This window comes from Amycolatopsis sp. cmx-11-12 (assembly GCF_046269425.1).
In the GTDB taxonomy this organism is placed as follows: Bacteria; Actinomycetota; Actinomycetes; order Mycobacteriales; family Pseudonocardiaceae; genus Amycolatopsis.
Map to the genome: position 1 here is coordinate 91,456 of NZ_JADNQM010000020.1, position 22,904 is coordinate 114,359.

Consider the following 22,904-nt stretch of genomic DNA (forward strand, 5'->3'; position numbering starts at 1 on the left):
GGCAACGCCCCGATGGGGGGCATCCATTCCGCCGATGGTGGCCGCGATCCTATCCAAGCGTGACGGTTGTCGTGGGCGGTCGGTGCCGGGGTGGTGCAGGCTGAAGGGGTGACAGAGGAGACAGCACCGGCGGAACGGCTCAGCCTGCGCCCGCCCGCCAACCGGGTCAGCCGCCGCGCCATCGGGTATTGGACGGTGTGGGCCGCGGTCGGCTGGGTGATACTCGTCGGCGCGCAGGCGGTGTTCGTGTTCACGAGCGACGACCCGCCGACGTGGCTCACGGTGACGCTGACGATCTCGTGCGTGCTCGCGCCGCTCCATCTGCTGGTCATGCCGCAGTGGCGCTACCGGATCCACCGCTGGGAGGTGACCGGCGAGGCCGTGTACACCCAGGAAGGCTGGCTCAAACAGGACTGGCGGATCGCGCCGATCTCGCGGATCCAGACCGTCGACATCGAACGCGACCCGGTCGAGCAGTTGTTCAAACTGGCGAAGATCACCGTGACGACGGCGTCGGCCGCGGGACCGGTGAAGATCGCCGGGCTCGACCACGCCGACGCGCTGGCGCTCGCCGCGGAACTCACGAAGACCACGCAGGCCACCCCTGGTGACGCGACATGAGCACCGAAGCGCTGCCGGAGGAGGCCGCCGTCGACCAGTGGCACCGCCTCGACCGCCGGATGCTGCTGATCCGGCCGGTGCTCGACGTCGTCAAATCACTGCCGGTGCTGATCGGGACGGTGATCCTCGGCCGGGGCAACGGCTGGGAGTGGGTCGGGCTGGGCATCACCGCGCTGACCGTGCTCGTCGGCATCTCGCACGTGCTCACGTCGCGTTATCGCATCGCCGGCGGCCAGGTGGAATGGACCACCGGACTGTTATTGCGCAAGCATCGCGCCATCCCGCTCGACCGCGTCCGCACGGTCGACGTCACCTCGGAACCGAAGCACCGCCTGTTCTCCCTCAGCGCAGTGCGCATCGGCACCGGACGGCATTCGGCCGTCCAGGGCGCGGGCAGCGACCAGCTGGTCCTCGACGCCGTCAGCGCGACCGAAGCACACCGGCTGCGCACAGTTCTGTTGCACCGTAAGGAAGTCGCCGCCGAAACCGAGTCCGCGCCGCCGCCGGAGCAGATCGTGGCGGAGGTCGACCGGAAGTGGGTGCGGTACGCGCCGTTCACGCTGTCCGGGCTCGCCGTGGTGGGCGCGGTGTTCGCCGCGGTCTGGCATTTCGCGCACCAGTTGAACATCGCCCCGGAGAACGTCGGGCCGCTGCGGGACCTCCTGGACGATCTGGCGAACACCGCCGTGTGGCTGACCGTCGTGATCGCGGCCGTCGCCCTGCTGGTGGTCGTCTCGCTGCTTTCCGTCGGCGGCTACGTGCTTTCGTTCTGGAACTTCAAGCTGACCCGGGAATCGGAAGGCACCCTGCACGTCCGGCGCGGGCTGATCACGACGCGTTCGGTGTCCATCGAAGAAGACCGGCTTCGCGGCGTCGAGGTGAAGGAGCCGCTGCCACTGCGGATCGCGGGCGGGGCGCGGCTCACCGCGATCGCGGGCGGGCTGCGCGAGGGCAAAGGCGGGGACAAGGGCGGCGGTCTCCTGCTGCCGCCCGCGCCCGTCGGCCGAGTCCACGAGGTCGCTGCCGAGGTGCTTCGGGAGAACTTCGACCCGGCGACCGTGCCGCTGAACCGGCATCCACGGCGGGCTCTGACCCGGCGGCTCACCCGGGCGATCGGTGGCGTGCTGATCCTGGCGGCGGCGCTGTTCGGCCTGGCGTGGATCGATTTCCTGCCGGGCTGGATGTGGCAGGTCGCGCTCGGGCTCGTGCCGTTCGCCGCGCTCGTGGGCTGGGACCGCTACCGCAACCTCGGCCACGCGATCGTCGGACGGTATCTGGTCAGCCGCTCCGGTTCACTCGCGCGAGCGACGGTGGCGATCCGGCGCGAGGGGGTCACCGGGATCGTCGTCAGCCGCTCGTTCTTCCAGCACCGCGGCGGGTTGATCACCGTGACCGCCCCTATCGCGGCGGGCCGGGGCGGCTATCAGGTGGTCGACGTCGGCGAATCGGCCGGGCTGGCGATGGCGGAGCAGGCCGCTCCTGGCCTGCTCACGCCCTTCCTGCGGCGGACTCCTCAGCGGTAGCCGGTGACGTCCGCGGGTTTGCCAGGATCCTGGACCTCGACGAGATAACGCCAGCAGTCGGGACGGCTGCCGTCGAGGTCGGTGAATCCGTAATCCTTCGCCAATTCACCGCTGGACACCGATTTCCCGTTCCAGCGGGCCACTTCCGCGTCACCGGCCAGCGCCGCGACCGCCCTGCCGACGAAGGCCGGGCTTTCAGAAATGGCGAAATGCGGCTGGACCTTCGTCGCGTCCCGCCAATTCTCTTCGGTCACCTGATAAGCGTCGAGCATCGCTTCGGAACGCAACCAGCCCGGCGTGACCGCCACCGCGGTACCGCCATGCGGTTCCAATTCGTGGGCGAGCGCGAACGCCATCCGGTTCACCGCGGTCTTGGCGAGGTCGTAGAAGAACGAAACGCGGTAGTTCCCCGAGTTGTACTCGGTGGTCCCGTCGTTGACCTCGACGACCAGTGCGCCCGGCTTTCTGATCATGAGAGGGAGCGCGAAATGGCTGGTGATGGCATGGGTGTCGATGGCGAGCCGCAGCGTCCGCAACCCGGTGTCCAAAGTGGACTCCCAGACGGTTTTGTTCCATTCGATGGGTGCGCCGTAGATGTCGTTGACCAGGATGTTCAGCGCGCCCTGCTCGGCGTCGATCCGGGCGACCAGCTCACGAACCTCGTCGGCCACCAAATGATCCACACCGATCGCGATCCCGCGACCGCCTGCCTCGTCGACGAGTGCCGCGGTCTCCTCGATCGTCTCCGGGCGATTCATTTCCGATCTCCTGGAACCGGTGCTGCGGCCGGTCACGTAAACGGTCGCGCCCGCGGCCCCCAGCTGCACGGCTATTCCCCGCCCGGCCCCGCGAGTCGCTCCGGCGACCAAGGCGATCTTGCCGGCCAATGGCTTTTCCATGATCCGAACCTAGCAAGAAGTCCGCTTGTTCGTGGACCAAAGACCCTGGTCCGCAATTCACACAATGTGCTACTTTCTTGACTCTTTGTGATTGCCCCGGCGAGAGGTCGAGATGACGCCTGCCGCACGATCCCTGGACTCCACCGCTCCCCCGAAACGCACTCCCGGCGCCAGCAGTTCACGAAAGGTACTGCAACTACTGCTCTCCTTTTCCGAACGGCGCTGGGACGCGAGCGTCGCCGAACTGGCCGCGAGGATCGGCACCCCGGTCGCCACGACGTACCGCTATGTCGCACTGCTGAAGGAACTCCAGCTTCTGGAGGAGGGCAAGACCGGGCGCTATCACGTGACGAGCCAGGTGATGCCGCTCGCGCGGGCCGCCCAGCTGGCCAACGATCTCGCCAGGCTGGCGCGTCCGGCGATGGAGGAGGCCGCGCGCGACCTCGGCGAGACCGTCCTGCTGTTCCAGCATTTCGGCGACGCGGCGGTCTGCGCGGACCGGGTCGAATGCGAACGCGCGATGCGTTTCACCTTCCAGCCCGGCCATTCCGTCCCGCTCGGCGCGGGCGCGTCGGGCAAGATGCTGCTCGCCATGCTGCCGGAAAGCGAACGCGAACGGCGGCTTTCGTCGATCGTCCAGCGTCGCGGGCCGAGCGTGCGCGAAGAGGTCAAACGCGCCGGTATCAACCGGTATTCGGTCAGCTGGGGCGAACTGGACGACGGCGTCTGGTCGTGTTCGGTGCCGATCCCGACCACCGGGCACCGGCCCGCGGTGCTGAGCCTGGCCGCCCCCGCGACCCGGATCAGCGACGACGCGAAACGGGCCGCCATCGTCACGCTCCAGTCGTACGCGGGCAGGATCCACCGGGCCGTTTCGTCGTTTTCCCTCTGACGGGGCGGTAATTCGTGGGCGGCCGCCCTCGCGGCGGGGTAGAACTCGATCCGTGATCCGACTCGCCGTACCCGAAGACCTGCCCGTGCTCCAGGACATCGAACGAGCCGCGGGCGAGCCGTTCCGCGCGCTCGGCATGGCCGCGATCGCCGACGACGACCCGCCTTCGCTCGAGGACCTCGCGGCCTACCGGAACGCGGGCCGCGCCTGGGTCCTCGACGAGGGCGACGGCCCGCTGGCGTACCTGCTCGCCGAGGTCGTCGACGGCTACGGCCACATCGAGCAGGTGTCCGTCCATCCGGACCACGCACGACGGGGTCTCGGGCGGCAGCTGATCGAGCACACCGCGGAGTGGGCCGCGCGCGAAGGACTCGCGGGGCTGACGCTGACGACGTACACCGAGGTGCCGTGGAACGCGCCGTACTACGCCCGGCTCGGCTTCGTGACGCTCGGCGAAGACGACCTCACCGAGGGGCTGCGCGCCATCCGAGGGCACGAAATCGCGCGTGGGCTGGACGCGTGGCCGAGGGTGACCATGCGGCGATGACCCGGGCGGGGGGTTCGGTTGGCCACGTCTATCGAACATGTGTTCTACTGTCCGAGCCGGCCCCGGAGGGGGAAGCTCCGCGGGCCGGCACCGGAGCAGAGGAGACACGGATGGCGGTCAAGATCACCCATCTCACCAATGGCCAGCAGGTGCGCTTCGCCAACGCGGACGGCGCCCGCCGCTACGCCGAGATCATCGGCGGCGGGGTCGACAAGTGGCGGTTCACCGTGGTCAGCGGGCATGAGCTCCCGGAATTGTCGGGGCGGGTGGTTAATGTGCCGGTATGGCGTATGACTTCCAGGTAAGACCGAGGCCGTCCGCGTGGTTCACCACCGCGGACCCCGAGGGCACCGAACTCCGCCTCTGCTGAGGCGGGCCCACGCGGGCCCGTCGCACTGGGGGTGTCATGAAGGGACCTGGTCCCGTCGGCTGCGCCCTTCATGACCGAGCGCGAGGCCCTCGTGCGCGTCACACTCCGCGTCCCTGATCGCGGAGGTGATGACATGAAGGGGCCTTTCATAGCGAAATTTGCTATGAAAGGCCCCTTCATTGCGTTCGGCCGACCTTCCCCAAGTACATGAAGGCCTCCTTCCTGTACCTAGGCGCAAGCAAGGGGCCTTCATGTACTTCAGGCAAGCAACCGCCACAGCCCCTAAGGGGTCCTAACAAAATGATCTTTGGTGTGGTTTGATGTCGTGTCTTGGTGGTCTTGGGTGAGGGGTGGGCTGGGTGGGGCAGCGGCGTCCATGGGAGGTCGATGACGGTCTGTGGGAGCGGATCGAGCCGTTGTTGCCACAGGTGGAGCGTCGGTTTCGGCATCCTGGGCGTAAGCGGTTGGACGACCGTAAGGCGTTGTGCGGGATCATGTTCGTGCTCTACACGGCGATCCCGTGGGAGTTCCTGCCGCAGGAGATGGGCTACGGGTCGGGCATGACGTGCTGGCGCCGGCTGCGGGACTGGACCGAGGCGGGTGTGTGGCAGCAGCTGCACGAGCTGCTGCTGGCGGAGTTGCACGCGGCGAACCTGCTGGATTGGTCGCGGGCGGCGGTCGATGGATCGCATGTGCGGGCGTTAAAAGGGGGCCGAAAACCGGACCCAGCCCGGTAGACCGAGCCCGCACCGGGTCGAAGCACCACGTGATCACCGACGGCACCGGTATCCCGCTGGCAGCCACCCTGATCGGCGGGAATCGGCATGACGTCACCCAGCTGATGCCGTTGATCCACGCGGTGCCACCGGTGCGTGGCCGCCGTGGGCGGCCTCGCCGTCGGCCGCGTCGGATCTACGCCGACCGCGCCTACGACCACGACAAGTACCGCAAACTGGTCCGCGCCGTGGGAATCACGCCTGTCATCGCTCGCCGCGGCGAGGAACACGGCTCCGGCCTCGGCGTGCACCGGTGGGTCGTCGAGGGCGCGTTCGCCCTACTGCACTGGTTCCGGCGTCTACGCATCCGCTGGGAGGTCCGCGACGACATCCACGAAGCCTTCCTCACCATCGGCTGCACCATCATCTGCTGGCGCCGACTCAAAACCCGCTCATTCTGTTAGGACCCCTAAGTCCGGTCCGCTCGCCAGATCCGGCTCCGCAGGTCGGCCCCGCGGATCACCTGAATCCGCCACGGCGTCAGCCGCAGCACGTGCAACTGCGGATCGGCCGGGGACTTCCAGAAGTTGCCGAGCGGATACCCGGCGCCGCGCGGACTCGTCTTGCGATACAGGTCCCACACGTGTTCCTTGACCGAGAGCTCGTTGTCCCAGACGGCGACCGCGTCGACGGCCACCGAGTTGTTCCCTGGCGCCCAGTAAGAGAAGTTGGTGTGCGGGTTGCCGGCGAGGTGCGCCGCCTTGACCGGGGTCCGGTAGGTGGCCAACCAGCCGAGTGGTTTGCCGTCGACCTTCTCCCACACCGGGATGAGGACACGGGTCCGCGGCCGGTTCTCGGCGTCGACTGTCACCATCGTGGCGTAGTTGATGGCGCCGACGTAGGTGTTGAACTCGGTTTCCAGTTTGCCGAAGTCGCCGGTCGTCGTGCTCATGCCGCGCTCCGGAAGGACTCGACGGCGCGGGAGAGGCTGGCCGCGGCGTGTCCGGCGGCGATCTGCCGGTCGATCAGGTCCTTGATCGGGAGCAGGGTGCCCGCCGGGACGTCCAGCTCCTGGCTAGCCCGGATGATCGTGGCCAAGCCTGCCTGATTCATGGCCAGACTGGACTCCCCGCCGGTGTATCCGCCGCTGTCGATCTCCTCGGCGAAGGTGGACAGCGCCGGGAACGAATCCGCCAGCCAGGACAGCAGCATCGGCGTCAGTTCGGTGGCGCGGACCCCGGCTGCCGACGCCATCGCCGTCGCGTGCAGGAAACCGCCGATCATGCCGTACATCCCGGCCAGGATGGCGACGTCGTAGCCCGAGGCGAGACCGGCGTCGGCGCCGAGGAAAGTGCCCCTTCCCAACAGGTCCAGCCTCGTCTGCCAACGCTGGTGGACGGTCTCGGAACCGCTGTAGCTGATCGAAGACTCGGTGGTGCCGATCGTTTGCGGCACCGCGTAGACGGCTCCGTGGAGGTAGTCCGCCCCTTGCTCGGCCGCCCACGCGGCCAGTTCCCGCGCGTCCTCCGGCCCGCCGGAGGTGACGTTGACCAGCGCGCGCCTGGCGACCGCGTCGGACGCACCGGCCAGTACCTGCCGGGTGACGGCGGAATCCAGCAGCGCGACGATCACGAGATCGCCCGCCGAGATCGCCTCCGCGGCGGTGGCCGCCGCCGTCGCCCCGGCCGCGACGAGCGCGTCCGCTTTGGCCGCGTCGCGGTTCCAGACGGTCGTGGGATGGCCGTGGCGAAGGAAGGTCTCGGCCAGCGCACGGCCCAGGTTGCCGAGGCCGATGACGGTGACGCGCTCAGGTGTTGTGCTCATGAGTCCAGCCTCGCGACGCGGCCTTCCCGCTGCCAGTGACACAGATGACCGGAACCACCAAATTCGTGCCATAGGATGTGGCCATGAGCGCTGGTTCGGTCGCCCTGGTCGTCCCCGAGGAGATCGGGGTCGCCTTCTGGGACCTGTACGAGGTGAGCATCCCCGCCACCGTTTTCGGGATGCCGCAGCCCGATCTCGCCGACCCCTGGTACGACCTCCGGATGTGTGGGACCGGCGACAGGGCCTCCGAGGCCGCCCCGGGATTCGCGCTGCGCACCCCGTACCGGCTCGACGACATCGTCGGCGCCGACACGGTCATCGTGTCGTCGGTACCGGACGAGGTCCTCAGCGAAGGCGCGCCGGTCTCACCCGAGCTGATCAGCGCGTTGCGCCGCGCCCACGACGCGGGCGCACGGATGGTTTCCCTGTGCTCCGGCGCGTTCGCGCTCGCCGAGGCCGGGCTGCTCGACGGCCGTCGCGCCACCTCGCACTGGATGCACACCGCACTGCTGGCCGAGCGCTTTCCCGAGGTCGAGGTCGACGACTCGGTGCTCTACGTGGACGGCGGCGACGTGCTCACCAGCGCCGGGATGACCGCCGGCCTGGATCTGTGCCTGCACTTGGTCCGTCGCGATCTCGGAGCGCATGTGGCCAACCAGCTGGCCCGCCGGATGGTCGTGCCCGCGCACCGGCCGGGCGGACAGGCCCAGTTCATCGACCTGTCCGTCCCGGCCACCGACGACCAAGGGCTGGCGCCGGTGCTCGACTGGGCGAGAGCGCATCTCGACCGGCCGCTGACGATCGAAGATCTCGCGCGGCGCGCCATGATGAGCCGCCGGACCTTCTACCGGCGTCTGCAACAGGCCACCGGCACGACACCGCTCCAATGGCTGCTCACCCAGCGTCTTTCCCAAGCGCAGAGCCTGCTGGAATCGACCGACCTCCCGGTGGAGAGGATCGCGGAACTCAGCGGTCTCGGCACCGCGAACAACCTGCGCCACCACTTCCTCAAGCAGGTCGGCGTCTCACCCGGTGCCTACCGGAACGCCTTCCCGCGGCAGCCTCAGGTGACCGCTGTCGCCGGGTGACTCAGCCGAGCCGGTCCAGCGCACGCGGCAAGGCCGAGGCGAGCAGGTCCAGTTCGGCCTCTCCGGCGATCAGCGGCGGCGAGACCGCGATCCCCTTGGCCAGGTTCCGCACCAGGACGCCTTCCTCTCGCGCGATCCGCTGCAACCGGTTCGGCGCGCCGGCGTCGGACGCCAGGAAGTCTGCCTTCAGTTCCACCGCGCCGAGGAAGCCCAACCCAGCTCGCACCTCCGCGACCAACGGATGTGACGCCAGTCCGGAAAGCGCGTCCGCCAGCGGTTTCTCCAGTTCCCGTCCGCGCGGGATGAGCCCGTCGCGTTCGTAGATGTCCAGCGTCGCGTTCCCGGCGGCGCAGGCGACCGGATGCCCCGCGTAGGTCGCGCCGTGCCGCAGCACCGGCGCCCCCGGCTTGCCGGTGAAGAACGGCTCGGCCACCCTCGGCGCGACGATCAGCGCACCCAGCGGGATCGTCCCGCCGGTGATGCCCTTCGCCGTCGTGATCATGTCCGGCTTCACGGCCCACCGGTCGATCCCGAACCAGGTCCCCAGCCGCCCGAAAGCCGCGATCACACAGTCCGCGACGAACAGCACGTCGTGTTTGCGGCAGATCTCGGCGACCGTCTCGATGTAGCCGTCCGGCGGCAGCAGGACGCCGCCCGCGCCGATCACCGGTTCGCAGAAGAACGCCGCGACCCGCTCCGGACCCACCCGCTGGATCTCAGCTTCGAGCGCTTCGGCACTGTCGTACGGCACGTGCGAGAAGTCGCCCGGCAGCGGCCCGAAACCCACGGCGTTGGCCGCGATGCCCCCGACGGCCGTGCCGAAACCGTGGGTGCCGTGGTAGCCCTGCACCCGCCCGATGACGTGCGCCTTTTCCGGGCGCCCGGTATGCGCGAAATACGAGCGGGCGATCTTGACCGCCGTGTCGATGGCGTCACCGCCACCCGAGCCGAAGAACACCTTCGAACCCGGCTCCGGTGCCAGCGCGGAGACCCGCTCGGCGAGTTTCAGCGCGGGCTCGTTGGCGTGGTAGCCGAACAGGTTGTACGAATCGAGCGTCCGCAGCTGGTCCGCGACGGCCAGCGCGATCTCCTCACGCCCGTGTCCGAAGTTCGCGTACCAAAGCGACGCGGTCGCGTCGAAATAACGCTTCCCCTCGTCGTCCCAGACGTAGGAACCCTCACCGCGGGTGATGACCAGCCGGTCGCCATCGACCGCTCCCATGTCCGCGAAGGGATGCCACAGCGGATTGTGCGCGGACGCCGACGACACCATGATCTTCCTCCTTGTGCTCGTGCCCCCATCCTCACCCGGATCCGGCCGCGGCGCGAACACTCCATCGTGCACAGTTCGCGCCGCGGACCTGTCCGGTCTGTCACGGCAACCGGCGGTGAATTCCGGCACCATCCCATCGGCTCTTGCCCGCGCCGGTCGATCCTGTTGTTTGATGAGTGAGTTTGTTCAGAGTTGAGCATTCTGGGAGGAACTTATGCGTCGTCTCGCTGGCGCGCTCGTCGCCGCCTGCACGCTCACCGCCCTCTGCGCCGTTCCGGCGGCGGCCGCCGCGAGCTGAAGGGGACTTTCCCCGCATGGCATGCGGGGAAAGCTCCCTTCACCGCGTGCGATGCGGGGAAAGTCCCCTTCAGCCGCGGCGGTCGTAAGCGGACAGAAGCTGCTTCTCCGCATCCCGCAGGTACTTCTCCAGCGCCGCCTCCGCGGGCCCGAACCGTCCGCGCTCCAGATCCCGCAAGATCCGCTCGTGCCGCACCAGGAACGGTTCGAAGAACGTCCGCGTGTTCTCCGCCAGCACGAAGAAGAGCCGGGTCTCCGCCAGCACCTGACGCATCGTCGTGCTGACCCGCTCGCTGCCCGCCAGGTCGCCGATCGCCTGATGGAAAGCGATGCTCGCGGTCCCGACAGCCTGCCAGTCGCCTTCGTCCGCCGCGACACGGCCTTCCCGCACCGCGTCGGCGACGGCCGAAAGATCCACAGTGGACAGTTCGGACGCGCGTCGCAGCGCACCGCATTCGGTGACCCGCCGCATCACGTAGAGATCCGAGATGTCCTGCGCGGTCAGCTCCCGGACGAACACACCGCGGTTGAGTTCGTGCACCGCGAGCCGTTCGTGCGCCAGCAGCTGGAACGACTCGCGCAGGGTGTTGCGCGAAACGCCCAGCGCGGCGCTGATCGACGGTTCGGAAAGCCTCGACCCCGGCGGGAAAACGCCTTCGGTGATGCGCTGGCGCAGGATCTCGGCGACCCGTTCCGCCGTCCCGCTCCGTTCGAGCAGGGGCCGGTCACGGGCCAGTGTCTCCTCGGCGGCAGGAGTCGACATGGCGCTACCTGACACCGAGTTCGAAGTCGAGACTGTACCGGTTGCCCGGCATGGCACCGGCAGCCTTGGCGCCGTCGATCGGGAGCGCGACCCCGTTGATGAACCGGGATTCGTCGCTCGCCAGGAAGACGACGGCCTTCGCGACCTCCCACGCCTCGCCGACCCGCCCGGCCGGTGTGCTCGCGGTCAGTTGGTGTTGCTTCGCCTCGAAGTCCTCCGGGGAGGCGAGTGTGCCGCGCAGCATGTCGGTGTCGATCGCGCCCGGGTTGACCGTGTTCGCCCGGATCCCCTGGTGCGCGTGCGCGACGGCGATCGACTTCGTCAGGCCGACCAGCGCGTGTTTGGTGGCGTTGTACACCGGGTCGCCGGGGCGGCCCATCACGCCACCGTTGGACGACGTGGTGATGATGCTGCCCGCCTTGTTCGCGATCATGTGCGGCAGCACCGCTCGCGTACCGAGGAAGGCGGCCCGCACGTTCAGCGCGAAGATGTTGTCGAACTCCGCCAGTGTGGTGTCCGCCAGCGGCTTGCCGAGGTGGATGCCGACGTTGTTGAACAGCACGTCGATCCGGCCGGTTTCGGCCAGGACACCGCGCACGAACTCGTCGACCTGTCCCTCGTCGGTAGCGTCCACAAGGGAGTGTCGGGCGCCGTCGACGGACTCCGCTGGATCGCGGATGTCACTGGAGAACACGGTCGCGCCCTCGGCGACGAACTCCTTCACGGTGGCGAGACCGATGCCCCTCGCGCCGCCGAAGACCACCGCGACCTTGCCTGCCAGCCGACCCATGCTCATCTCTTCCCTCTGTAGTCTTCCGGAAGCCGCACCAGCGCCCCGGGTTCTCCGTGATAGGTGACCTCGACGCCGTACAGTTCGCGCGCCGCTTCCACTGAGACGTAACCATCGACGACGTCGGCGAGCACGGCTTCCGGCTCCCGGTCGAACGGGTCGCCGTATCCGCCACCGCCGGGCAGGATCACGTCCACGACGTCGTCCGGCCGCAAATTCACCCGGCTTTTCGACGGCAGGTCGGCTCCACCGGAGAGCCCGAACCGGCCCGCGGCGCCATCATGCCCCGAGTCCACACCGGACGCCGGTCGAAGTACCCGATCGACGTTCCCGTTGACACTCCACGAGATCTCGCCGCGTGCCGCCATCGACGTGCGCTGGCCGAGGCCGCCGCGCCGCCGTCCGGCGCCGCCGGAATCCGCTCGCAGCACGCGTTCGCGCTGGATCAGCGGCGCCATCGTCTCGATGACCTCCGTCGGGGTGGACCGCAGTCCACTCGGGAATCCGGTGGTGCTCAGACCGTCCTTTGTGGCCCGTGCGCCGATCCCGCCGGTCTGGAAGACATTGAGCATGAACTCGTCGCCCACCGCGTCGGCGCCGCGCCAGATCGTCATCCACAACGCGTCCGCGCTGTGTGCCAACGCGTTGCCGGGTAACGCTTCGTGGAGCGCGGTGATCAGCAGCGACGGCAGGAAGTGCCCGATCAGGTGCCGGGACGCGACCGGCGCGGGCGGCGTGCAGTTGAGCACCGATCCTTCCGGCGCGGTGACGTGCACCGGCCGGAACGAACCCGCGTTGTGCGGCACCTCCGGGGAAATGGCCGCCTTGACCGCGAACGAGGCGTACGCCCGCGTGTAGTTGAGAACGACGTTGATCCCGCGACGGCTTTGCGGCGACGACCCGGCGAAGTCGAGACGGATCTCGTCACCGTCGATGGTCACGGCGACCTTGAGGACGACCTCTTCGTCGTCGAACCCGTCGGTCACCAGCTCGCTGGTGTACCTGCCGTCCGGCAGTTTCGCCAACGCGTCCCGCAGTGCCCGCTCGGAGCGATTCATGATCTCCGCGGCGATATCGTCGAGCGAGTCGAGAGCGAATTCCTCCAGCAACCGCACCAGACTCGCCGCGCCGACCTCGTTCCCGGTGACCTGGGCGTACAGATCGCCGATGGTCTCTTCGGGTGTACGGACGTTCGCGCGGATCAGCAGTTCCAGATCCGCGTTGACCTCGCCCGCGCGGAGGAACTTCATGATCGGCAGGCGCAGCCCCTCTTCGAAGACCTCGTTGGCCTCGGCCGAAACCAGCCGACCGCCGATATCCGGTGCGTGGCAACAGGAAGCGAACCACGCGACCAGCCGTCCACGCAGGAAGACCGGTGTGGCGACGGTGATGTCGTTGATCTGCCCGGCCGTCTGCCACGGGTCGTTGGTGAGCAGAACGTCGCCCGGCTCCAGGGTCTCCGGCGGGTACGCGGCGACGAAGTGGTGCATCCCGGTCGCCATCGCGTTGATGTGGCCGGGAGTCCCGCCGACGGACTGGCCGATCATCTCGCCGCGCGAGTCGAACACCGCACAGGCGAGGTCGAGCGACTCTCGCACCACGGAGGAGAACGCCGTGTTGACGAGCGCGTTCTGCTGCTCGGCCAGGATCGAGTGCAGCCGGTTTCCCAGCACTCCCACGAGGATCGGGTCGACGCTCATACCGTCACCACCAGACCGGCGTCGTCGCCGACCACGCACCGAGCGCCCGGCGGAATGACCACAGTGGACTCACGCTCCTCGACGATGGCCGGACCCTCGACGCGATCACCGGGCGCGAGCCGGTACCGGTCGAACACCGCTGTGTCGACAAATCCACCCTCGGCGGGAAAGTACGCCGGACGACTCCCCTTGCGCGCGTCACCTTCGACCGTGGCGGCCGCGAGTTTCAGCGTGACCGCCGGCACCGGGCCGCTCGACACGACCCGCCAGTTGAGCACCTCGACGGCGACGTCCGGCCCGGTCCGCCGATAGAGCGTCCGATAGGTCTCGGTGAACGCGTCGACCAGCGACTCCGGCCACTTCCCCGGCTCGACCGGTACGCGGATCTCGTAGCCCTGCCCGGAGTACCGCATCTCCGCGATCCGGCGATGCGTCACCCGCGCACCGTCCACACCGGACTTCTCCAGCAGTTCCCTGCCCTCGGTCTCCATCTCGGCGAAGAGCGCGTCGACCTGTTCTCCGGAGAGATCGAGTACCGCCGAACGTGCCGAGCGCACGAAGTCGAAGGCCAGCGGTGCGGTGAGGAATCCCACCGCGCTCAGGACTCCGGCCGCAGGAGGGGCGACCACCTCGGGTGCGCCGAGCGCCCGCGCCACGCCGACACCGTGCACCGGTCCGGCGCCGCCGAAAGTGAACATCGGCAGCTTCGCCGGATCCTTGCCCCGTTCGACGGCGTGGACGCGGGCGGCGTTCGCCATGTCCTCGTTGACGCTGGTGTGGATACCCCAGGCGGCCTCTTCCACGCTGACGCCGAGCGGTCCGGCGATCTTCGACCGGATCGCCTCGCGTGCGCCCTCGGCGTCCAAAGTCATTCCGCCACCGAGGAAATATCCGGGATCCAGGTAGCCGAGCACGAGGTCGGCGTCGGTCACGGTGGGTTCGGTGCCGCCTCGTCCGTAGCAGACCGGGCCGGGCTCGGAACCGGCTGAATCCGGGCCGACGGTGAGCAGGCCGAGCGCGTCGATGCGGGCGATCGAGCCACCGCCGACACCGATCTCGATCATGTCGGTGACCGGGACCTTGACCGGCAGCCCGGATCCCGGCAGCAGCCGGTACTTCCGGTCCACTTCGAACTCGTGCGTCACCAGCGGTGCGCCGCCGGAGATCATGCACAGTTTCGCCGTCGTGCCGCCCATGTCGAAGGCCAGCAAGTCCTCGACACCGGCCGCGGACCCGATCGCGGAGGCGGCCAGCGCCCCGCCCGCGGGGCCGGACTCGAGGATGCGAATCGGGTAACGCGCGGCTGTGTCGACGGTCGCGATCCCGCCGTTGGACAGCATGATGTGCGGCGACGGCCGGATTCCGGCCTCGTGCAGACGTCGTTCGAGATCGCGCAGATAGCGTTCGGTGAGGTCCTGGACGTACACGTTCGCGACCGTGGTCGACGCGCGTTCGAACTCGCGGATCTCCGGGACGACCTCACTGGACAACGCGACCCGGAGCCGCGGCGCGACCTCCTTGAGCACTTCGGCGGCCCGGCGTTCGTGCGCGGGATTCGTGAAGGCATGCAGGAAACAGATCGCCGCCGCATCGATACCGCGGGCGTCCAGCTCACGGCCGAGACGCGCGACATAGTCCTCATCCAGTCCGGTGTGGACGGTCCCGTCAGCGAGGATCCGTTCGGGGACGTCGAACCGCAGGTGGCGCGGGACCAGCGGCTTCGGCAGCTCGATGAGCAGGTCGTACAGCTCGTACCGGTGCTCGCGCCGCATCTCCAGCACGTCACGGAAACCGGCGGTCGCCAGCAGCGCGGTGCGCGAACCCTTGCGTTCGATCAGCGCGTTCGTGACCAGTGTGGTGCCGTGCACGAACTGCTCGACGTCGGCCGCGTCCAGTCCAGCGTCGGCGAGTGTCCTTTTGAGACCTTCCTCGACCGCGCGGGCGGGCTCGTCGTGCGTCGTCAGCACCTTGCCGACGGCGACGACACCGGTCTCGTCGAGCACGCAGAGATCGGTGAACGTGCCGCCGATGTCCACGCCGACGCGGAGCCCGGTCACGAAGAACCCTTGCGGTACCAGCGCGGCGAGGTGTTGAGCGGCGGCGCCATCTTCGCGCGGACGACCAGCACGTTCGGCTCGTCGGACTCGACGAACTCACCGAGCAACCGCCGGAACGCGCGCCCGAAGCCGGAGACGCGGTCCGCGTGCACCCCGAAAGACCGGGCCAGGCCGACGAAATCGGGGCTGTCCCAGTCGACGCCGCGGCGCGGCAGCCCGGCGCGATCCTGGTCGTACCGGAGCATGCCGTAGCCACCGTCGTCGACGATGATCACCGTGACCGGTAGCTGTTCCTGCGCCAGCGTGGCGAGATCGCCGCAGCCGAACAGGAAACCGCCGTCGCCGCTGATACAGATCGCGCGTCCGACGCCCGCCGCGGCGGCGCCGAGCGCGGACGGGAAGCCGTAGCCGAGCGTGCCCCAGCCCATCGGGTACGCGAGTTTGCGCGGGGCACGAACGCGGTGGAATCCGCCGATCCAGTACCCGGCCACACACATGTCCGCGACCACGACGGCGTCCTGCGGCAACACTTCGTCCAAAGTGGACAAAAGGTCGGCGGCCTGTGGTTCCTCTTCCTTGATCCGCTGCCGGACCCGCGCGGAAACCTTGGCGAGCCTGCCGACGAGCGCCGCGATCCCGGGCCGTTCCTCGACTTTCAACGCCTCGGTGAGCACACGGGCGTCACCGACCAGCGTGATGTCCGGCTGGTAGTTCTTGGCCGCGTCGTCCGGGTCGACGTTGATCGCGATGAGCTTCTTCGGCTGCGGCATCAGCCAGTTCTGCGTCATCAGCCCGTCGAAGTCGGTGCCGATGGCGAGGACGACGTCGGCCTCGTCCCACAGCGCGCCGACCTCGGGCGCGTGCACCGGGTTCGGGGCGAGACAAGGATGGTCGACCGGCAGGAGCCCGCGGGCGCCGAACGTGGTGAGCACCGGCGCGGCCAGCCGTTCGGCGAGTTTCCCGATCGCCTCACCCGCCCCGGCGCGCAGCGCGCCGCCGCCCGCCCAGATCACCGGCCGCTCGGCGGTGGCCAGCAGCGCCTCGGCCTCGGAGAGGTCGGGGATCTCGGACGGCCGGGCGTGCGACCTCGGCGGACGACGGGCCGGTGTCCGCTCCGACAGGAAGTCGGTCGGGATGCCGAGGTAGACCGGCCCGCTCTGCGGCTGGAGCGCGAGCCGGGCCGCGCGGTGGAGGGTGGCGGCGACCTGGTCGGCGCTCTGGACGGTGAACCCGGCCTTGGTGACCGGCGCGAACATCGCCTGCTGATCCGAAGTCTCGTGCAGGACGCCGCGGACCACGCCCGGCCGCCGTAACGTGGACGGGATGTCGGTCGCGATGACCAGCATCGGCGCGGCCGAGGCCATCGCCTCGCCGACGGCGGCGAGCGTGTTCGCGGCACCGGGCCCCGTGGTCACCATGGCGATGCCGAGCTTCCCGGTCGCGCGGGCGTAACCGTCGGCCGCGTACCCGGCCGTCTGCTCGTGCCGGACCCCGACGAGCCGGATGTCCGTATCGGCCAGCGCCTCCCATAACGGCAGGTTGTGCACCCCAGGGAGACCGAAGACGACTTCGGTCCCCAGAGCGGTCAGCGCGTCGGCCAGATGCTGGGCTCCGGTGGGTGAAGGCACCTCGCCGATAGTGCCAGATCGTTCAACGATCCAGCAACCATCGGGAAAGGGCCTCGTGAGTGGTTCGCAGATCCGTGCAGGGCGGAGTGGCGGTGTCGCGAAAGCCACTTTCGGGACGCCTGATATCCCGAAAGTGGCTTTCGCGACACCCGATGCCTTACTCGCGAGGTCAGTACAACCCGGCCGCGTAGGCAGGACCGTAATACGCCTCCAGGTCGGCCACGGTCTCCTCCGGCCGTTCGAAGGTCTTGGCGATGACCGCCCTGGACGGCATCGCGTCGGGTGTCCAGGTCTCCGGCGACCAGAGCTTCGACCGCATGAACGCCTTCTGGCAGTGGTGGAAGATCTCGTCGATGTCGACCACCAGCGCGAGCTTCGGCCTGCTCCCCTTCACGATCATGTCGTCGAAGAACGGCGCCTCCCGCACCAGCCGCGCGCGGCCGTTGATCCGCAGCGTGTCACCGCGGCCGGGGATCAGGTAGATCAGCCCGACGTGCGGGTTCGACAGCACGTTGTGGAACCCGTCGGCGCGGCGATTGCCGGGGCGCTCCGGGATCGCGATCCGCGTGTCGTCCAGTACCAGCGTGAACCCGGCGGGGTCGCCCTTCGGCGAGACGTCGCAGGTGCCGTCCGCCGCCGACGTCGCGATCAGCACGAACGGCGATTCCGCCAGCCATTGCCGGTCCATCTCGTGCAGTTTGGGTCGCGCCTTGTTCGCCGTCCGTTCCAGCGGCGGCGGCAGGATCTCGCGCAGCTCCGCCTCGGTGGTGACCTCGATGAACCCGTCAGACAATGTTGTGCTCCCTCGTCACGGCCCGGTCGCCGGCGAACCGGCGCACGTCGAGCCCGGTGATGTCGATGGCCGGGACCCGCCCCAGGTAGAGGTCCCGCACGAGCTCCCCCACGGCCGGGCCCATCTGGAACCCGTGTCCCGAAAACCCCGTCGCGTAGAAGAACCGCGACACCTGCACGCTTTCCCCCACGATCTGGTTGCGGTCGGGGGTCACTTCATACAGCCCGGCCCAGCCGCCGCGGATCCCCGCGTCGAGTACGGCGGGCACCCGCCGCGCGGCGATCTCGGCGAGTTTCGGCAGCCAGTCGCCCGGCTGGTACCGGCTGTCGAACCCGGGGTCGCCGTCACCGTCGCAGAAGGACATCGCCAGGCCGCGACCCTCGCGGTGGAAGTAGAACGCCGACGGCATCTCGATGGTCAGCGGCACGGATTCGGGCAGGCCGTCGACCGGGCCGGTGAACACGACCTGACGGCGGAACGGCCGCACCGGCAGGTCGACGCCGGCGAACTCGCCGACCTTCCCCGACCACGCGCCCGCCGCGCAGACCACCGCGTCCGTCCGTACGAAGCCTTCGCTGGTCCGGACGCCGGTGATCTCGTCGCCGTCGCGTTCGATCCCGACGACCTCGACGCCGGTCTTCAGCACCGCGCCGTGCGCGCGGGCCGCCCGCGCGTAACCCTGGACCGCGGAGTCCGGCGTGGCCTTGGCGTCGTCCGGCGACCACAGCGCCGCGACCACGCCTTCGGTGTCGATCAGCGGGGAGAATCGCCGCGCTTCGGCCGGTTCGACGAGCCGGCTGCGGACGCCGTAGGAGTTCTGCAACTCGGCACAGCGCTCGAACTCCGGCAGGTCCGCGGGGTCGGTGACCAGGTACAGGTAGCCGTCGCGGCGAAAGTCGATCTCGGCCCCGTACGTCTCGACGAAGGAGGCGTACTCGGCCAGCCCGCGCAGCCCGATCTCGATGTTGACGTGCGTGGTGAACGACGACCGGATCCCGCCCGCCGCCTTCCCCGTCGAGCCCGCGCCCAGGCTGTCGCGTTCGAGCAGCAGCACCGGGACACCGGCGGCGGCGAGCCGGTACGCGCAGCTGACCCCGATGATGCCGCCGCCGATCACGACGACGTCGGTGCGGTCAGGAAGTGGCTCCATCCGTTTCCCCGATCCGTTCGTCCTCGGGCGGCGGTCCCGGCGGTGTGCCGTCGCCGAACGGGCGCCCGCCCAGCTGCTCCCGGTGATGCGGCGTCGTCCAGCCGGACAGATCCGGTCCCAGTGGGACGATCCGCGTCGGGTTCACCTGCCCGTGCACCGCGTAGTAGTGCCGCTTGATGTGGTCGAAGTCGACGGTGTCACCGAAGCCCGGCGTTTGGAAGAGGTCGCGGGCATAGGCCCACAGCACCGGCATTTCGGCCAGTTTGTTCCGGTTGCACTTGAAATGCCCGTGATAGACCGGATCGAAGCGGACGAGCGTGGTGAACAACCGGATGTCCGCCTCGGTGATCGTGTCGCCGACGAGGTAACGCTGGTTTTCCAGCCGCTCGGAAAGCACGTCCAGCATGGCGAAGAGCCGGGTGTACGCGTCCTCGTACGCGGCCTGCTTGGTCGCGAAACCGGCCTGGTAGACGGCGGCGTTGACATCGGCGAAGACGCCGACGTTGACGGCGTCGATCTCGTCGCGCAGCCGCTCGGGATAGAGGTCGGGCGCGGCGGGCCGGTGAAGGCTGGTCCATTCGGTGGAGAAATCGAGCGTGATCCGCGGATAGTCGTTGCTCACGAGCCGCTTGCTCGGAATGTCCACAATGGCCGGCACGCTGATCCCGCCCATGTAGTGCGGATCCGCGGCGTGATAGGCCTCGGCCAGGTACTTGATGCCCAGTACCGGGTCCCGGTCATCGGGATCGAGGGTGAACCGCCAGCTCTTGTCGTCCTGGATCGGGTCGGCGACGGCGACGCTCAGCGCGGCCTCGAGACCGAGGAGCCGCCGGACGATCAGACCCCGGCTCGCCCAGGGGCAGGCACGGCTCACCACCAGCCGGTATCTTCCTGCCTCCACCGGCCAGCCTTCGCCGCCGTCTGCGGTGATGCGCGCGTCGAAGTGGTTGGCGGACCGGCTGAACTCGCCCGTCTCCGGATCAGTCGGGATCGTCATGTCAGTCACCCTAAAGCGTGAGAAGGTGGTTTCGGTGTGCGTAGACTCTCGCACCCGGCGTGCTCGCACGCCGCCGCGCGGAAGGTGGTCCCACGATGCCGTTGATGCCCGTGACTGACTCGATGTTCCTTCTCGTGGAGACGCGCGAACATCCGATGCACGTCGGCGGACTGCAACTGTTCAAGAAACCCGAGGGCGCCGGCCCCGACTACCTGCGTGACGTCCGCAAGAACATGCTCGAATCCGGCAACATGCGCGACGTGTTCCGCCGTCGCCCCGCGAGGCCGGTGGGTACCGCGGGCCATATCGCCTGGGCGACCGATTCCGAACTCGAACTCGACTATCACTTCCGGCATTCGGCGCTGCCCCAGCCCGGCCGGATCCGCGAACTGCTGGAACTGACCGGCCGCTGGCACGGCACGCTGCTCGACAGGCACCGCCCACTGTGGGAGATCCACCTGGTCGAGGGCCTCCACGACGGCCGGTTCGCGATCTACAGCAAGATCCACCACGCGCTGATGGACGGCGTCTCGGCGCTGCGGCATCTGCAGGGAACGCTGTCGGACGACCCGAACGATCTCGACTGCCCGCCGCCGTGGGGCTCCCGGCCCAAACCGGACGCGAGCCGCAACGGCAAGGCGTCGCCGTCGGTGTTCCAGAGCATGGGCAAGACGGTCAACCAGCTCGCCGGCATCGCGCCCGCCGCGTTGAAGGTGGCGCGGGAGGCGTTCCAGGAGCACACGCTCACGCTGCCGTCGCAGGCGCCGAAGACGATGCTGAACGTGCCGATCGGCGGGGCCCGGCGGTTCGCCGCGCAGTCGTGGTCGCTGGACCGGGTGCGCAAGGTGGCGACCGCCGCCGGGGTGTCGCGCAACGACGTCGTCCTCGCGATGTGCTCGGGCGCGCTGCGGGACTACCTGATCGAACAGAACGCGCTTCCCGACGCGCCGCTGACCGCGATGGTCCCGGTTTCGTTGCGGCGCAAGGACAGCGGCGACGCGTCGGGCAACAACATCGGCGCGCTGCTGTGCAACCTTGCCACCCATCTGACCGATCCGGCGGGGCGGCTCGCGGCGATCAACGCGTCCATGCGCAACGGGAAGAAGCTCTTCTCTGAGCTGACCCCGCTCCAGACCCTGCTGCTGTCGGGGATCAACGTCGCCCAGCTCGGCGTGTCACCGCTCCCTGGTTTCGTGAACAACACGAAACCGCCGTTCAACCTGGTGATCTCCAACGTGCCGGGGCCACGCAAGCAGATGTACTGGAACGGCGCGTCGCTCGACGGCATCTACCCGGCGTCGGTGCTGCTCGACGGGCAGGCGCTGAACATCACGCTGACCAGCAACGGGGACAACCTGGACTTCGGCATCACCGGCTGCCGCCGGAGCGTCCCGCATCTCCAGCGCATCCTGACCCACCTGGACACCGCGCTCGCCGAACTCGAACACGCTGTATCTATTGGGCGCAGCTGACACCCGCAATTCGGCACCTGGTTGCGGTGGTTCGATGTCGAACCACCGCAACCAGGTGCCGAATTGCGTCAGGGGCTAGCTCCCGTCGGAGACGTACAGGGCGCCCGGAGTGATCGTGTAGAGCTGACCGTCGGGGCCGGCGGTGGCGTCACGCGTGCGGCCGAGGTTGGTCCAGAGCTTGCCGCCGTTGCCGTTCAGGTCGAGCTTGTACGTGCCGCCCTTGAGCGAAGCCATGTACAGCGAACCCTTGTAGGCCGCCAGCCCGCTCGGCGTCGCCGAAGACGTCGGCCAGGCCTTGACCGGGTTGGTCATCCCCGCCGTGTTGCACGGACCCTCGCAGGTCGGCCAGCCGTAGTTCTTGCCAGGGTCGATCTTGTTCAGCTCGTCGAGCCTGTTGGCACCGATGTCGGAGACGTACAGCTGCCCGTTCGCCCAGGTCAGGCCCTGGACGTTGCGGTGGCCGTAGGAGTAGACGCGGCTGTTGAACGGGTTGCCCGGCGCGGCCGCGCCGTCGGTGGTGACCCGCAGGACCTTGCCGCCGAGGGAGTTCTTGTTCTGCGCGTTGGCGCCGTTCTGGCCGTCGCCGGTCCCCGCGTAGAGGTAGCCGTCGGGGCCGAACCTGATCCGCCCGCCGTGGTGGTACTGCGAACCACGCGGGATGCCGGTGACGATCGGCGTCGGCGTCTGCCCCAGCTTCAGTTTGGCGATGCGGTTGTCGGAACTGGTCGTGTAGTAGATGAAGACCGTCTCGTCGGTGGCGTAGTTCGGCGAGACGGCGATGCCGAGCAGACCGGCCTCCACGGTGACGCTCACCCCGGGGATGGTCTGGACCGTGGTGACCTTGCCCGCCTTGTCGATCCTGCTGATCGTCCTGGCGTCCTTCTGCGTGAAGAGGCCGGTGCCGTCGGGCAGGAAGTCGATCGACCAGGCCTGGTTGAGGCCACTGGCGAGCTGTCTGATCGCCTGGATGGACGGCGCTTCGGCGGCGGCCGCCGGGACGGCCGCGATCGACACGGCCGTCGCGGCGGCGAACGTGGCGGCGAGAGTACGACGTAAGGACATGGGACGCCTCCTTCAGCTACACCCCTGGAGCTCGGATGGCGGCGGAAGACGGGTGGCCGGGGTTCACCCGTCGGGTTGGATACAAACACACCGTAGGACGAAACGGACACCACTGGACGGGGTAAGGAAAGCGCTTGCCGTTAACCGTTGTGTGCGCCGAGCGTGACCGGCGGGGCGACTCGATCCGCCATAGGTAGGAAACTTTACAAAACGCCTCCTGAACTTGGACCTTACGTCTGGTCAGAATCGGCGCCCCGCTTCTAGGGTGACGGTGCTCGGCCCGGTTCGTTCCCATGTGGACGTTCCGGGGATGAACGTCAGCGATCCGAGGAGCACGAAAATGATCGAACCCATCGAGGTATGGACCACGCCCGACTTCGTCGAGTACGAAACTCCCATGGAGGTCACCGCTTACGCGGCCCGCATGGAGGACTGACTTCCC

The 22,904-nt window shown here is 68.6% G+C and carries 22 protein-coding genes; 9 read left to right on the forward strand and 13 right to left on the reverse strand.

All coding sequences use genetic code 11. The features are described 5' to 3' along the window. Positions 1–66: 66 nt before the first annotated feature. Entirely contained in the window at positions 67–621 is a 555-nt protein-coding gene (locus ACLARN_RS25745; protein ID WP_409494024.1) for a PH domain-containing protein, read from the forward strand. Then, positions 618–2,144 carry a PH domain-containing protein gene (locus ACLARN_RS25750; protein ID WP_409494025.1) on the forward strand — a complete coding sequence of 509 codons (1,527 nt, stop codon included), beginning with the start codon at positions 618–620 and terminating at the stop codon, positions 2,142–2,144. Before ACLARN_RS25745 ends, ACLARN_RS25750 begins: the two co-directional genes overlap by 4 nt. Here the strand turns inward: ACLARN_RS25750 and ACLARN_RS25755 are convergent. Continuing rightward, a complete protein-coding gene (locus ACLARN_RS25755; RefSeq protein ID WP_409494026.1) occupies positions 2,135–3,043 on the reverse strand; it encodes an SDR family oxidoreductase in 909 nt (302 codons plus the stop codon). The genes ACLARN_RS25750 and ACLARN_RS25755 overlap by 10 nt on opposite strands. Before the next feature lie 112 nt (positions 3,044–3,155). On the opposite strand from ACLARN_RS25755, the gene ACLARN_RS25760 reads away from it, so the two are divergent. The 4 genes from ACLARN_RS25760 (at position 3,156) to ACLARN_RS25775 (ending at position 6,032) form a co-directional block, all read left to right on the forward strand. Continuing rightward, complete coding sequence (locus tag ACLARN_RS25760) at positions 3,156–3,935, forward strand: IclR family transcriptional regulator (RefSeq protein ID WP_409494082.1); 780 nt, start codon at positions 3,156–3,158, stop codon at positions 3,933–3,935. A gap of 52 nt (positions 3,936–3,987) precedes the next feature. Then, positions 3,988–4,482 (forward strand): GNAT family N-acetyltransferase, encoded by a 495-nt coding sequence (locus ACLARN_RS25765; RefSeq protein ID WP_409494027.1) that lies wholly within the window; start codon positions 3,988–3,990, stop codon positions 4,480–4,482. A gap of 110 nt (positions 4,483–4,592) precedes the next feature. Further along, on the forward strand, positions 4,593–4,787 hold the full coding sequence (locus ACLARN_RS25770; RefSeq protein WP_076160033.1) for a hypothetical protein: 195 nt from the start codon (positions 4,593–4,595) through the stop codon (positions 4,785–4,787). 424 nt (positions 4,788–5,211) lie between these two features. Continuing rightward, positions 5,212–6,032 (forward strand): IS5 family transposase gene (locus tag ACLARN_RS25775; RefSeq protein ID WP_409494028.1). Its coding sequence is split into 2 segments (ribosomal slippage): positions 5,212–5,554 and positions 5,554–6,032, totalling 822 coding nucleotides; the frame shifts between segments, so codons are not numbered across the junction. A gap of 5 nt (positions 6,033–6,037) precedes the next feature. On the opposite strand, the gene ACLARN_RS25780 is transcribed toward ACLARN_RS25775, so the two are convergent. Next, positions 6,038–6,520 carry a pyridoxamine 5'-phosphate oxidase family protein gene (locus ACLARN_RS25780; RefSeq protein WP_409494029.1) on the reverse strand — a complete coding sequence of 161 codons (483 nt, stop codon included), beginning with the start codon at positions 6,518–6,520 and terminating at the stop codon, positions 6,038–6,040. After that, positions 6,517–7,392: an NAD(P)-dependent oxidoreductase gene (locus ACLARN_RS25785; protein ID WP_409494030.1), complete on the reverse strand. Its 876-nt coding sequence runs from the start codon at positions 7,390–7,392 to the stop codon at positions 6,517–6,519. The genes ACLARN_RS25780 and ACLARN_RS25785 overlap by 4 nt, the downstream gene beginning before the upstream one ends. Positions 7,393–7,475: 83 nt before the next feature. Here ACLARN_RS25785 and ACLARN_RS25790 point away from each other — a divergent pair, with 83 nt between their 5' ends. Continuing rightward, a complete protein-coding gene (locus ACLARN_RS25790; RefSeq protein WP_409494031.1) occupies positions 7,476–8,480 on the forward strand; it encodes a GlxA family transcriptional regulator in 1,005 nt (334 codons plus the stop codon). 1 nt (position 8,481) lies between these two features. Here ACLARN_RS25790 and ACLARN_RS25795 read toward each other — a convergent pair whose 3' ends face one another. From ACLARN_RS25795 to ACLARN_RS25835, 9 genes are all read right to left on the reverse strand, one after another. Then, positions 8,482–9,753: an aspartate aminotransferase family protein gene (locus ACLARN_RS25795; protein ID WP_409494032.1), complete on the reverse strand. Its 1,272-nt coding sequence runs from the start codon at positions 9,751–9,753 to the stop codon at positions 8,482–8,484. A 367-nt stretch (positions 9,754–10,120) separates the two neighbouring features. Continuing rightward, positions 10,121–10,813: a GntR family transcriptional regulator gene (locus tag ACLARN_RS25800; protein WP_409494033.1), complete on the reverse strand. Its 693-nt coding sequence runs from the start codon at positions 10,811–10,813 to the stop codon at positions 10,121–10,123. Positions 10,814–10,817: 4 nt separating this feature from the next. Then, positions 10,818–11,603, reverse strand: a complete 786-nt coding sequence (locus tag ACLARN_RS25805) for an SDR family NAD(P)-dependent oxidoreductase (protein ID WP_409494034.1) — start codon at positions 11,601–11,603, stop codon at positions 10,818–10,820. A gap of 2 nt (positions 11,604–11,605) precedes the next feature. Then, positions 11,606–13,303, reverse strand: coding sequence for a hydantoinase B/oxoprolinase family protein (locus ACLARN_RS25810; protein WP_409494035.1), 1,698 nt, complete (start codon positions 13,301–13,303; stop codon positions 11,606–11,608). Then, on the reverse strand, positions 13,300–15,360 hold the full coding sequence (locus ACLARN_RS25815) for a hydantoinase/oxoprolinase family protein (protein ID WP_409494036.1): 2,061 nt from the start codon (positions 15,358–15,360) through the stop codon (positions 13,300–13,302). The genes ACLARN_RS25810 and ACLARN_RS25815 overlap by 4 nt, the downstream gene beginning before the upstream one ends. Beyond that, on the reverse strand, positions 15,357–16,988 hold the full coding sequence (locus ACLARN_RS25820; RefSeq protein ID WP_409494037.1) for a thiamine pyrophosphate-binding protein: 1,632 nt from the start codon (positions 16,986–16,988) through the stop codon (positions 15,357–15,359). The genes ACLARN_RS25815 and ACLARN_RS25820 overlap by 4 nt, the downstream gene beginning before the upstream one ends. A gap of 169 nt (positions 16,989–17,157) precedes the next feature. Next, complete coding sequence (locus ACLARN_RS25825; protein ID WP_409494038.1) at positions 17,158–17,781, reverse strand: pyridoxamine 5'-phosphate oxidase family protein; 624 nt, start codon at positions 17,779–17,781, stop codon at positions 17,158–17,160. After that, positions 17,774–18,931, reverse strand: a complete 1,158-nt coding sequence (locus tag ACLARN_RS25830) for an NAD(P)/FAD-dependent oxidoreductase (RefSeq protein ID WP_409494039.1) — start codon at positions 18,929–18,931, stop codon at positions 17,774–17,776. Before ACLARN_RS25830 ends, ACLARN_RS25825 begins: the two co-directional genes overlap by 8 nt. Beyond that, entirely contained in the window at positions 18,915–19,928 is a 1,014-nt protein-coding gene (locus ACLARN_RS25835) for a glutathione S-transferase family protein (RefSeq protein ID WP_409494040.1), read from the reverse strand. Before ACLARN_RS25835 ends, ACLARN_RS25830 begins: the two co-directional genes overlap by 17 nt. 95 nt (positions 19,929–20,023) lie before the next feature. Between ACLARN_RS25835 and ACLARN_RS25840 the strand changes: the two genes are divergently transcribed. After that, entirely contained in the window at positions 20,024–21,400 is a 1,377-nt protein-coding gene (locus tag ACLARN_RS25840; protein ID WP_409494041.1) for a WS/DGAT/MGAT family O-acyltransferase, read from the forward strand. A gap of 75 nt (positions 21,401–21,475) precedes the next feature. Here ACLARN_RS25840 and ACLARN_RS25845 read toward each other — a convergent pair whose 3' ends face one another. Further along, the gene (locus ACLARN_RS25845; protein ID WP_409494042.1) at positions 21,476–22,462 is read right to left on the reverse strand and encodes a PQQ-dependent sugar dehydrogenase; all 987 of its coding nucleotides are present in this window, start codon (positions 22,460–22,462) and stop codon (positions 21,476–21,478) included. 340 nt (positions 22,463–22,802) lie between these two features. Here ACLARN_RS25845 and pqqA point away from each other — a divergent pair, with 340 nt between their 5' ends. Further along, positions 22,803–22,898, forward strand: coding sequence for a pyrroloquinoline quinone precursor peptide PqqA (pqqA, locus tag ACLARN_RS25850; protein WP_076160001.1), 96 nt, complete (start codon positions 22,803–22,805; stop codon positions 22,896–22,898). Positions 22,899–22,904: the final 6 nt, after the last annotated feature.

Excerpts from the sequence above, each read along its gene's own strand:
- ACLARN_RS25750 (WP_409494025.1), top strand. The coding sequence starts at position 618 with ATGAGCACCGAAGCGCTGCCGGAGGAGGCCGCCGTCGACCAGTGGCAC.
- ACLARN_RS25755 (WP_409494026.1), bottom strand. The coding sequence starts at position 3,043 with ATGGAAAAGCCATTGGCCGGCAAGATCGCCTTGGTCGCCGGAGCGACT.
- ACLARN_RS25760 (WP_409494082.1), top strand. The coding sequence starts at position 3,156 with ATGACGCCTGCCGCACGATCCCTGGACTCCACCGCTCCCCCGAAACGC.
- ACLARN_RS25770 (WP_076160033.1), top strand. The coding sequence starts at position 4,593 with ATGGCGGTCAAGATCACCCATCTCACCAATGGCCAGCAGGTGCGCTTC.
- ACLARN_RS25780 (WP_409494029.1), bottom strand. The coding sequence starts at position 6,520 with ATGAGCACGACGACCGGCGACTTCGGCAAACTGGAAACCGAGTTCAAC.
- ACLARN_RS25785 (WP_409494030.1), bottom strand. The coding sequence starts at position 7,392 with ATGAGCACAACACCTGAGCGCGTCACCGTCATCGGCCTCGGCAACCTG.
- ACLARN_RS25790 (WP_409494031.1), top strand. The coding sequence starts at position 7,476 with ATGAGCGCTGGTTCGGTCGCCCTGGTCGTCCCCGAGGAGATCGGGGTC.
- ACLARN_RS25795 (WP_409494032.1), bottom strand. The coding sequence starts at position 9,753 with ATGGTGTCGTCGGCGTCCGCGCACAATCCGCTGTGGCATCCCTTCGCG.
- ACLARN_RS25800 (WP_409494033.1), bottom strand. The coding sequence starts at position 10,813 with ATGTCGACTCCTGCCGCCGAGGAGACACTGGCCCGTGACCGGCCCCTG.
- ACLARN_RS25805 (WP_409494034.1), bottom strand. The coding sequence starts at position 11,603 with ATGGGTCGGCTGGCAGGCAAGGTCGCGGTGGTCTTCGGCGGCGCGAGG.
- ACLARN_RS25810 (WP_409494035.1), bottom strand. The coding sequence starts at position 13,303 with ATGAGCGTCGACCCGATCCTCGTGGGAGTGCTGGGAAACCGGCTGCAC.
- ACLARN_RS25830 (WP_409494039.1), bottom strand. The coding sequence starts at position 18,931 with ATGGAGCCACTTCCTGACCGCACCGACGTCGTCGTGATCGGCGGCGGC.
- ACLARN_RS25835 (WP_409494040.1), bottom strand. The coding sequence starts at position 19,928 with ATGACGATCCCGACTGATCCGGAGACGGGCGAGTTCAGCCGGTCCGCC.
- ACLARN_RS25840 (WP_409494041.1), top strand. The coding sequence starts at position 20,024 with ATGCCGTTGATGCCCGTGACTGACTCGATGTTCCTTCTCGTGGAGACG.
- ACLARN_RS25845 (WP_409494042.1), bottom strand. The coding sequence starts at position 22,462 with ATGTCCTTACGTCGTACTCTCGCCGCCACGTTCGCCGCCGCGACGGCC.
- pqqA (WP_076160001.1), top strand. The coding sequence starts at position 22,803 with ATGATCGAACCCATCGAGGTATGGACCACGCCCGACTTCGTCGAGTAC.